This is a genomic window from Photobacterium sanctipauli, assembly GCF_003026495.1.
Lineage (GTDB): Bacteria > Pseudomonadota > Gammaproteobacteria > Enterobacterales > Vibrionaceae > Photobacterium > Photobacterium sanctipauli.
In genome coordinates this window covers 193,624-204,023 of record NZ_PYMA01000010.1, presented here as the reverse complement: position 1 = coordinate 204,023, position 10,400 = coordinate 193,624, and the positions used below count along the sequence as shown (strand labels likewise).

The following is a 10,400-nucleotide window of genomic DNA, read 5'->3' as shown; positions in this document are numbered from 1 at the left end:
TTACTTGGAGAGAATTAATGGCGGTGAAGGAGGGATTCGAACCCTCGATACGGGATAAACCGTATACTCCCTTAGCAGGGGAGCGCCTTCAGCCTCTCGGCCACCTCACCACACAAATTAATGGCGCGCTCGGGAGGATTCGAACCTCCGACCGCCTGGTTCGTAGCCAGGTACTCTATCCAGCTGAGCTACGAGCGCACACTTAATTCGGTTTTAACACACCGCCTATTCAGGCCATGCTTGTTCAATAATGGCGCGTCCGGGAGGATTCGAACCTCCGACCGCCTGGTTCGTAGCCAGGTACTCTATCCAGCTGAGCTACGGACGCGCAGGCATTCTTTCCCAAGGATTACTTGGAGAGAATTAATGGCGGTGAAGGAGGGATTCGAACCCTCGATACGGGATAAACCGTATACTCCCTTAGCAGGGGAGCGCCTTCAGCCTCTCGGCCACCTCACCACACAAATTAATGGCGCGCTCGGGAGGATTCGAACCTCCGACCGCCTGGTTCGTAGCCAGGTACTCTATCCAGCTGAGCTACGAGCGCACACTTAATTCGGTTTTAACACACCGCCTATTCAGGCCATGCTTGTTCAATAATGGCGCGTCCGGGAGGATTCGAACCTCCGACCGCCTGGTTCGTAGCCAGGTACTCTATCCAGCTGAGCTACGGACGCGCAGTGCAAGAAATATTCATTTTATACAAAAAAGAAATGGCGGTGAAGGAGGGATTCGAACCCTCGATACGGGATAAACCGTATACTCCCTTAGCAGGGGAGCGCCTTCAGCCTCTCGGCCACCTCACCGTCTTGCGGGGGCTCATATTACTGTCAGCCGAAAATAAGTCAAACACTTTATTGTGAAAAAACGACATCAGCTGCGCAGATGCACACTTAATAGCCAACAAGGCAATTAATCGCACTTGGCTGCACAGTTTATTGTCGGATTTCGATGTGGCGACAGTAATTTAGCGCCTGTTTGTTTCAGGCACAAAAAAGGCCAGCGTGCCGCTGACCTTCTTCGGATTAGTAGTTACCAGAACCCTGGGAACCCGTTTCTTTTTCCGCTTGAATTCGCATGTAGATTTCTTCACGGTGAACAGAAACTTCTTTAGGTGCGTTCACACCAATGCGAACCTGGTTACCTTTAACGCCAAGAACAGTTACGGTGACTTCATCACCGATCATTAGCGTTTCACCTACGCGACGTGTCAAAATTAGCATTCGTGTGCTCCTTGAGTAATCTCAGTATTATAAGAGTTAATGTTTAATATCCAAACAATATTTGCTTTTACACAAATGTTCACTGCTCAAGAAACAGCGAGAAGTCGTCGATTATCCAGACTTTCTGGCTCAACCACAAATTGTTTATGGATAATCGATACAGCCAATTGCTGATCTTGCCCGTCGATCAATAGCGATAGGCAACGAGCAGACCATTGTTGTTGGTAAATAGCCAAAGATGATTCAGCCAGTGTCGCCGCAATTTTCTCGACAACATCAGCTTGCTCAACCCCAATCACCGACAATGTCGTGACATGCTCTTGGGCTACTTCCACTTTGTCTAGCGCCAGCTTGAGCCGCGCTAAATCATCACTAGCTGTAACGATATAAGTTGAATCATCAATGCCAGCATAGCACCAAGCGGCTAAACCGAATAGCTTTAACCGTTCTTGTACCGCAACCAAGGGTTGCGCTACGGTCGTCAATACCTGCTGACTCTTGATGGCAACACCAACCGCACCTTCAGTGTTCGATGGTTCAAAATTTACCAGTGTTCCCTCACCATCTTCAAACGAAGACAGGACCCTCAGGGGCACCTTATGATGGTTGGCATATTCAACTGACTGTAATTGTAGCACTTTTGCACCGTGTCGTGCCATGGATGTCATATCATCGAAATGAATTGACGGCAAACGTCGGGCATCCGCGACGACTCTCGGGTCAGTACTGTATACACCATCCACATCGGTAAAGATTTGGCACTCATCGGCTTTCAATGCGCCGGCAATGGCAACAGCCGTGGTGTCGGAGCCACCACGGCCAAGGGTCGTAATATTATTTTCACTATCACGGCCCTGGAACCCGGCAACGACAACAATGTTGCCTTCGCCAAGTAATGTTTCCAGCTTCTCTGTTTCTACCTGAATGATGTTGGCATTATTAAATGCATTATCCGTTCGGATAGCCACTTGATCTGCGATTAAGGAAATGGCATTAAAACCACGTTTGTTCAATGCCATAGCAAGCAACGCAATGGTAACCTGCTCCCCCGCTGACAACAGTACGTCCAACTCGCGCTGAGTGGGTACCTCGTCAATTTGCCTAGCCAAACCAAGCAAGCGGTTAGTATCGCCAGCCATGGCTGACACAACCACTACGATTTGATGGCCTTGCTGGCGAGCTTTGATCACTCGCTCAGCAACCGCTTCAATGCGCTCGATACTACCTACCGAAGTACCACCAAATTTCTGCACCAATAGTGCCACTGCACCTCTCCAGAATAATTACAGTTTCTCAGTCAACCAAGGGGTTACAGATTCTAGTGCCGCAGGCAGAGCTGCTGCATCTGTACCACCCGCTTGGGCCATATCAGGACGACCACCGCCCTTACCGCCTACTTGCTGGGCAACCAGGTTAACCAGTTCGCCTGCTTTCACCTTGCCGGTAAGATCTTTGGTCACACCAGCGATCAGGCCAACCTTATCGCCACTCACGTTACCTAGCACAACAATACCGCTGCCCAGCTGGTTCTTCAGTTCATCAACCATGCCGCGCAATGCTTTGTTGTCTGCGCCGTCCAGTTTAGAAACCAACACTTTCACACCGTTGATTTCCTGCGCCTGATTGATAAGTCCCGCACTCTCTTGTGCTGCAAGCTTATCTTTCAATTGCTGAATTTCTTTCTCTAGCTGCTTGCTATGCGCAACCAGTGCACTCACCTTGGTGGCAACCGACGCCGAGTCAGACTTCACCAAGCCAGCCGTTTCAGCCAGTAGCGCTTCCTGAGCGTGCAGCGCTTCAATCGCCGCTTCGCCAGTGACCGCTTCAATACGGCGAATGCCTGCTGCGATACCACCTTCAGAAACAATCTTGAATAGGCCGATATCACCCGTATTGGTTGCATGAATACCACCACAAAGCTCTACCGAGAAGTCACCCATGCTCAGTACGCGAACTTCGTCATCATATTTCTCGCCAAACAGTGCCATCGCACCTTTTTCTTTGGCCGATTCAATGTCCATCACGTCGGTGGCGATAGTGTGGTTACGACGGATCTGCTCGTTCACCACGCGCTCAACTTCACGTAGCTGCTCAGTGCTAACCGCTTCAAGGTTCGAGAAGTCGAAACGCAGACCTTCTGGCTTCACTAGCGAGCCCTTCTGTGCCACGTGCTCACCCAATAGGTTGCGTAGTGCGGCGTGCAATAGGTGCGTTGCTGAGTGGTTCAGGCTGATGGCGGCACGGCGCTCGGCATCAACGGTTGCCGCCAGCTTGTCGCCGACTTTCAGGCTGCCTGTCGCTAGCTGGCCTTTGTGGCCAATGGCGTTGCCAAACTTCTGGGTGTCAGCAACATTGAATGTTGCCGCCGCCGCAGTCATCACACCGGTATCGCCGCACTGGCCACCAGACTCGGCATAGAACGGCGTGTTATCAAGCACAACCAGTGCTTCTTCGCCCGCTTCAATGCTGTCTACTGCGTCGCCGTCGCGGTACAGTGCAACCACTGCCGCTTCGCCTTCAGTCGCGCTGTAACCACAGAACTCGGTGTTCGCGTCTACCTTGATCGCGTCATTGTAGTCGACACCAAACTGACCAGCTTCACGCGCGCGCTGGCGCTGTGCTTCCATCGCATTGTTGAAGCCTTCTTCATCGATAGAGAAGCCACGCTCACGGGCAACGTCGTTGGTTAGGTCAGCCGGGAAGCCGTATGTATCGTAAAGCTTAAATACGGTTTCACCGTCAAGCATTTTGCCGTCTAGGTTATCCAGTGCTTCGGACAAGATTGTCATACCACGGTCAAGGGTGCGGCCGAAGTTGTCTTCTTCAATCTTCAGTACCTTCTCAACCATCGCTTGCTGTTTCTTCAGCTCTTCACCGGCGGTGCCCATGATTTCAGCCAGAGGGCCTACCAACTGGTAGAAGAATGCGCCTTTCGCGCCTAGCTTGTTACCATGGCGAACCGCGCGACGGATAATACGGCGAAGCACGTAGCCACGGCCTTCGTTCGACGGCATCACGCCATCAACGATGAGATAGGCACAAGAACGGATGTGGTCAGCCACAACGCGTAGCGACTGGTTGCCTAGATCGTCGTGACCGATTGTCTTCGCCGCTTCTTTGATCAGCGTTTGGAAGATATCGATCTCGTAGTTTGAGTGCACGCCCTGCATGATCGCGGCGATACGCTCGATACCCATACCGGTATCAACCGACGGCTTAGGTAGTGGCTCCATCGTGCCGTCTGCCTGACGGTTGAATTGCATGAATACGTTGTTCCAGATCTCGATGAAACGGTCGCCGTCTTCTTCTGGCGTACCAGGGCGGCCACCCCAGATGTGATCACCGTGATCGTAGAAAATTTCAGTACATGGACCACATGGGCCAGTGTCGCCCATCTGCCAGAAGTTGTCTGACTCAAATGGCTTGCCGCCCTTCTTGTCGCCGATGCGCACGATGCGATCAGCAGGGATACCCATTTCCTTGTTCCAGATCTCGAATGCTTCGTCGTCGGTCTCGTATACCGTTACCAACAGGCGATCTTCAGGCAGCTTCAATACGTCAGTTAGGAATTCCCAAGCGTACTTGATAGCGTCGTGCTTGAAGTAGTCACCGAAGCTGAAGTTACCCAGCATTTCGAAGAAAGTATGGTGACGGGCAGTAAAGCCAACATTTTCCAAGTCGTTGTGCTTACCACCAGCACGAACACAGCGCTGAGCTGTTGTCGCTCGAGTGTAGTTGCGCTTTTCCAGACCTAAAAATGTATCTTTAAATTGGTTCATACCTGCATTGGTAAACAACAACGTTGGGTCGTTAGCAGGTACAAGAGAAGAGCTTTCCACAATCTGGTGGCCTTTGCTCTCAAAAAACGCAAGAAACGCACGGCGAATCTCATCAGTGCTCATGTACATTGGCAAATCCTGAATAATGCTTTTATGTAAACTGAAAGGGCGAACTTATTTTGTCATAGCACCCGCCACTGCAATACCGCCAAGCCCTTGGCGGTCGAGTTGTGGCAGGCCTCGATGGGACTAACATAAATTCTTTGGCGGTTATTGTAAAACAACGGCGGGCAATACGGGAAATGTTATGTGAAGATTTAACGTATTTTATACCAAACTGAACACGGTTCTTGGTATTTATGCACGATTAAACCGGTTGGCGGCCGACAAGGCTAATACTCATCGTCGATATTGAGTGCATAGCGGATTTCTTCCAACTCGAAGCCACGGGACTGTAAAAAGCGGAAACGGCGGGCTTTCTCCTTCGGGGTATCAATCTCTGTTGCACCAAATTTCCGCAGCGCTACAGCCTTGGCATGCCCAAACCAATCAAACTCATCCTCTTCGAGCAGCTGCTGGACAATCGCCTCATGTATCCCCTTGTAGGCAAGCTCTTGGCGTATGCGCAGTAGTCCCCACCCTTTGGCAATACCGTTGGAAAGGGTTCTTTCTGCATACCTCGCATCATCGATCCAGTTGTAGTCTTGGCAAAAGGCGACCGCCTCTTGCGCCTCCTGCTCATCATACCCCCGGGCAACCAGCTTTTGCTGGAGCTCCTTTTCCGCATGATCGCGGCGCGAAAGATAGGCAACCGCCGCGGCTTTGGCACTTTTCTTCGGTCTTGGCATTGGTGTTTCTCCCCAAATACAAAAACGGGCAGGTAATCGCTACCAGCCCGTTTTCATCAATGCATACACTGAAAATACAGTATGAAGCCTAGCGGCAATTAGAATGCCTGATCTTCTTCAGCGTCGCTTTCCAATACGTCTTCTTCAGCAACTGCAGTCGTTAGCAATAGATCACGCAGCTTCTTCTCAAGCTCTTCTGCCACTTCTGGGTGCTCAACAAGGTATTTACATGCGTTGGCTTTACCCTGGCCGATCTTGTCGCCTTGGTAGCTGTACCAAGCACCCGCCTTCTCAACCATCTTATTCTTAACGCCCAGGTCAATTAGCTCACCGTTACGGTTGAAGCCTTGGCCGTAAAGGATCTGGGTTTCAGCCTGCTTAAATGGCGCAGCAATCTTGTTCTTAACAACCTTGATACGGGTTTCGTTACCCACCACCTCATCACCGTCTTTGATTGCACCGGTACGGCGAATATCAAGACGAACAGATGCGTAGAACTTCAGTGCGTTACCACCCGTCGTTGTTTCTGGGTTACCGAACATCACACCGATCTTCATACGGATCTGGTTGATGAAGATACACATACAGTTCGACTGCTTCAGGTTACCGGTGATTTTACGCATCGCCTGAGACAGCATACGTGCCTGCAGACCCATGTGCGAGTCACCCATTTCACCTTCGATCTCAGCCTTAGGTGTCAGTGCCGCAACGGAGTCGACGACCAGGATGTCAACCGCACCAGAGCGTGCCAGTGCATCAGCGATTTCTAGTGCTTGCTCACCCGTATCAGGCTGAGAAACCAGTAGTTGGTCGATGTCCACACCCAGCTTCTGAGCGTAGATTGGGTCAAGTGCGTGCTCGGCATCGATGAATGCACAGGTCTTGCCCTGTCGTTGTGCCGCTGCAATGACTTCAAGAGTAAGGGTTGTTTTACCTGATGATTCAGGACCGTAGATTTCAACAATACGGCCCATTGGCAAACCGCCAGCACCTAATGCAATATCAAGGGACAGAGAGCCTGTTGATACTGTTTCCACATCCATTGTGCGGTTGTCGCCCAATTTCATGATTGAGCCTTTACCAAATTGCTTCTCAATTTGACCTAACGCGGCGGCAAGTGCCTTCTGCTTGTTGTCGTCCATTCGACTCTCCAACGGATGCTTAAAATTAAGTACTGATAATGATGATTAGTATACTGTCTATTCATACAGTGTCTAGCACTGTATGAAAATTTTTTTGTGAACTCTGCTACAGCAATGCCAATCTCTGATTTTATTCAAGGGACTGTAGGCGCGCGTGCAAACCCGCCAGTGCTTTTTCCACCGCCTGAGTCCGCACCGCTTGGCGGTCACCGTCGAACAGGCAAGTTTCGACAGCCAGCCAACCGGTCTTGTCCGCCCAGGCAAAGCACACGGTACCCACCGGCTTATCCAACGTCCCGCCTCCCGGCCCAGCAATGCCGCTAATCGCCACACTGATATCAGCCACCGAGCTCACCAGTGCTCCCTGCGCCATTTCCTGTACGGTAGCCTCGCTCACGGCACCATGCTCGATCAGCGTTGCCTCTTGAACACCCAGCATTTGCACCTTGGCTTCATTGCTGTAAGTCACGAATGCCCGGTCGAACCATGCCGAGCTTCCTGCCACCTCGGTTATCGCCATCGACACCCCGCCGCCAGTGCAAGATTCCGCCGTCGCGGCGACCCATTGCTGGCGGGAAAGCGCCTGCCCTAACTGCGCTGCCAATTCCATTGAATATTCCTTCTTGTCGCAAGCTCGCCAACAAGATACTCCGACCCATTCACCGCAGCAAGTCGAGTGCATTGTCACGACGAAAAATCTTACTTGCCACTATGCCCAATCGCCTGATTCACGTATCCTAGGCGGCCAGAATTATTTCCGCTCGATGAGAGGGTTCGCCTCAACGAGCGGCACTATTTAGCAGGCGATATCGTGACAATAAAAGGCATAGAAAAGCATACCCCTATGATGCAGCAATTTTTGAAGATCAAGGCCGAAAACCCTGATGTTCTGCTGTTCTACCGGATGGGCGACTTCTACGAATTATTTTTTGATGATGCCAAGCAGGCTTCTCAACTGCTGGATATTTCCCTTACCAAGCGTGGCTCGTCCAACGGCCAACCAATCCCGATGGCAGGTGTGCCTTACCACTCGATCGAAGGCTACCTTGCCAAGCTGGTCCAGCAAGGCGTATCGGCCGCTATTTGCGAACAAATTGGTGACCCTGCCACCAGCAAAGGGCCGGTAGAGCGAAAAGTCGTCAGAATCATCACCCCGGGTACGGTGAGTGACGAAGCCTTGCTAAATGAGCGTCACGATAACCTTATCGCTGCGATTTACCACGACAACGGCACCTTCGGCTACGCCACGCTGGACATCACCTCAGGCCGCTTTATGCTAACCGAGCCGGAAACCGAGGAAGCCATGCAGGCCGAGCTGCAGCGCACCAGCCCGGCAGAATTGCTCTACCCTGAAGATTTTGCCTTGCCCGGCCTTTTCCACGGCTTGAAAGGGGCACGTCGCCGCCCGGTATGGGAGTTCGACCTCGATACCGCCCGCCAACAGCTGACCATGCAGTTCGGAACCCGTGACTTGGTCGGCTTCGGCGTCGAGCAAGCCGAGCACGGCCTATGCGCTGCCGGCTGCTTGATGCAGTATGTGAAGGATACCCAGCGTACCGCCCTGCCGCACATCCGCGCCATTACCCAAGACACCAAGGATCATGCCGTGATCCTGGACGCTGCGACTCGCCGCAACCTTGAATTGACCCAGAACTTGGCCGGGGGCTTCGATAACACCCTTGCCTCGGTATTGGATCAAACCGCGACGCCTATGGGTAGCCGCCTGCTAAAACGTTGGCTGCACCAGCCAATCCGCGATCAAAAGCAACTTAACGAGCGCCTGGATGCTATCGGCAGCTTCAAGGACTCGGGCATGTTTGTTGATGTGGCCGGTGTCCTGCGCCACATGGGCGATCTCGAACGCATCCTGGCCCGTTTGGCACTGCGCTCAGCACGGCCGCGCGACCTTGCCCGTATGCGCACCGCCCTTCAACACTTGCCTGAGCTGGGTGAATTGCTGGCAGAGATGCCGGAGCCGCGTATTGGCGAGTTGGCGCAATTTGCCGCGCCGATGGACGATTTATGCGATCTGCTAGAACGTGCAATTATCGAAAACCCGCCAGTCGTGATCCGCGACGGTGGCGTACTGGCACCAGGCTACAACGCTGAGCTGGACGAATGGCGCGATCTTGCCGAGGGCGCCACCAAGTTCTTGGAAGAGTTGGAAGCCAGCGAGCGCGAGCGCCACGACATCGACAGCCTGAAGGTAGGATTCAACCAGGTACACGGCTTCTACATCCAAGTTAGCCGCGGCCAGAGCCACTTGGTGCCGAGCCACTATATTCGCCGCCAAACCCTCAAGAACGCAGAGCGCTACATTATCCCAGAGCTTAAAGAGCACGAGGATAAAGTACTGAACTCGAAGTCCAAGGCACTGGCACTGGAGAAAAAACTTTGGGAAGAGCTATTCGACCAATTGCTGCCGCACCTTGAGCAACTGCAAAACGCCGCCAGCGCGTTGTCTGAGTTGGATGTGCTTGCCAACCTGGCCGAGCGTGCAGACACCCTGAACTACTGCCGCCCGGAGCTGGTCGAGGAAGCCGGTATCGACATCACGGCAGGCCGGCACCCGGTGGTCGAGCAGGTGCTCAGCGAACCGTTTATTGCCAACCCGATTTCACTCCACCGCGATCGCCGTATGCTGATCATCACCGGCCCGAACATGGGTGGTAAATCGACCTACATGCGACAAACCGCGCTGATCGCCTTGCTTGCCCATGTTGGCTCGTTTGTACCTGCGGAAGCAGTCAAGATCGGCCCGCTTGATCGTATCTTCACCCGCATCGGCGCATCAGATGATCTCGCATCCGGGCGTTCGACCTTCATGGTGGAGATGACCGAAACTGCAAATATCTTGCATAATGCGACGCAAAATAGCTTGGTGTTGATGGATGAGATCGGTCGCGGTACCAGTACTTACGATGGCCTTTCCCTGGCATGGGCAAGTGCGGAATGGCTGGCAGATAAAATCGCCGCGATGACGCTGTTCGCCACCCACTATTTCGAACTGACCGAACTGCCATCGCTCATGGATGGCTTGGCCAATGTTCACCTTGACGCCGTCGAGCACGGTGACGAGATCGCCTTCATGCACGCGGTTCAAGAAGGTGCGGCCAGCAAATCTTATGGCCTTGCGGTTGCCAGCCTAGCCGGCGTACCAAAGTCGGTGATCAAGCGCGCCAAAACCAAGCTTAAGCAGCTGGAAGCCAGCGGCCACCAGCAAGCAATGAGCCCGGCGAATAGCGCACCTCAACCCGAGCACCAGCTCAGCCTGATCCCTGAGCCAAGCGAAGTTGAAGAAGCGTTGGCCAATATCAACCCTGACGAAATGACTCCGCGCCAGGCTCTGGATGAGCTATACCGCCTAAAAGCTTTGATGTAAGGCGCTCACAACAACGTTCCCAGTTG

7 protein-coding genes and 7 tRNA genes are annotated in these 10,400 nt (G+C 52.7%); 1 reads left to right on the top strand and 13 read right to left on the bottom strand.

Annotation, left to right across the window (positions count from 1 at the left end):
- Positions 1-18: 18 nt before the first annotated feature.
- The 13 genes from C9I98_RS16430 to C9I98_RS16370 form a co-directional block, all read right to left on the bottom strand.
- Positions 19-110 (bottom strand) — tRNA-Ser (locus C9I98_RS16430).
- An 11-nt stretch (positions 111-121) separates the two neighbouring features.
- Positions 122-198 (bottom strand) — tRNA-Arg (locus tag C9I98_RS16425).
- 53 nt (positions 199-251) lie between these two features.
- Positions 252-328 (bottom strand) — tRNA-Arg (locus C9I98_RS16420).
- Positions 329-367: 39 nt separating this feature from the next.
- Positions 368-459 (bottom strand) — tRNA-Ser (locus C9I98_RS16415).
- A gap of 11 nt (positions 460-470) precedes the next feature.
- Positions 471-547 (bottom strand) — tRNA-Arg (locus C9I98_RS16410).
- A 53-nt stretch (positions 548-600) separates the two neighbouring features.
- Positions 601-677, bottom strand: a tRNA-Arg gene (locus C9I98_RS16405).
- 37 nt (positions 678-714) lie between these two features.
- Positions 715-806, bottom strand: a tRNA-Ser gene (locus C9I98_RS16400).
- A 219-nt stretch (positions 807-1,025) separates the two neighbouring features.
- A complete protein-coding gene (gene csrA / locus C9I98_RS16395; RefSeq protein ID WP_036818084.1) occupies positions 1,026-1,223 on the bottom strand; it encodes a carbon storage regulator CsrA in 198 nt (65 codons plus the stop codon).
- A gap of 86 nt (positions 1,224-1,309) precedes the next feature.
- Positions 1,310-2,488: an aspartate kinase gene (locus C9I98_RS16390; protein WP_036818085.1), complete on the bottom strand. Its 1,179-nt coding sequence runs from the start codon at positions 2,486-2,488 to the stop codon at positions 1,310-1,312.
- 18 nt (positions 2,489-2,506) lie between these two features.
- Complete coding sequence (alaS, locus tag C9I98_RS16385) at positions 2,507-5,131, bottom strand: alanine--tRNA ligase (protein WP_036818088.1); 2,625 nt, start codon at positions 5,129-5,131, stop codon at positions 2,507-2,509.
- Positions 5,132-5,394: 263 nt separating this feature from the next.
- A complete protein-coding gene (locus tag C9I98_RS16380; RefSeq protein ID WP_107272216.1) occupies positions 5,395-5,850 on the bottom strand; it encodes a regulatory protein RecX in 456 nt (151 codons plus the stop codon).
- Between the two features lie 98 nt (positions 5,851-5,948).
- Positions 5,949-6,992, bottom strand: a complete 1,044-nt coding sequence (recA, locus tag C9I98_RS16375) for a recombinase RecA (RefSeq protein WP_036832412.1) — start codon at positions 6,990-6,992, stop codon at positions 5,949-5,951.
- 130 nt (positions 6,993-7,122) lie between these two features.
- Positions 7,123-7,602 carry a CinA family protein gene (locus tag C9I98_RS16370; protein ID WP_036832415.1) on the bottom strand — a complete coding sequence of 160 codons (480 nt, stop codon included), beginning with the start codon at positions 7,600-7,602 and terminating at the stop codon, positions 7,123-7,125.
- A gap of 201 nt (positions 7,603-7,803) precedes the next feature.
- Between C9I98_RS16370 and mutS the strand changes: the two genes are divergently transcribed.
- On the top strand, positions 7,804-10,374 hold the full coding sequence (gene mutS, locus C9I98_RS16365; RefSeq protein WP_036832419.1) for a DNA mismatch repair protein MutS: 2,571 nt from the start codon (positions 7,804-7,806) through the stop codon (positions 10,372-10,374).
- The last annotated feature ends 26 nt before the right edge of the window (positions 10,375-10,400 follow it).

Coding starts and splice junctions, on each gene's coding strand:
- csrA (WP_036818084.1), bottom strand. CDS start 1,223: ATGCTAATTTTGACACGTCGCGTAGGTGAAACGCTAATGATCGGTGAT.
- alaS (WP_036818088.1), bottom strand. CDS start 5,131: ATGTACATGAGCACTGATGAGATTCGCCGTGCGTTTCTTGCGTTTTTT.
- C9I98_RS16380 (WP_107272216.1), bottom strand. CDS start 5,850: ATGCCAAGACCGAAGAAAAGTGCCAAAGCCGCGGCGGTTGCCTATCTT.
- recA (WP_036832412.1), bottom strand. CDS start 6,992: ATGGACGACAACAAGCAGAAGGCACTTGCCGCCGCGTTAGGTCAAATT.
- C9I98_RS16370 (WP_036832415.1), bottom strand. CDS start 7,602: ATGGAATTGGCAGCGCAGTTAGGGCAGGCGCTTTCCCGCCAGCAATGG.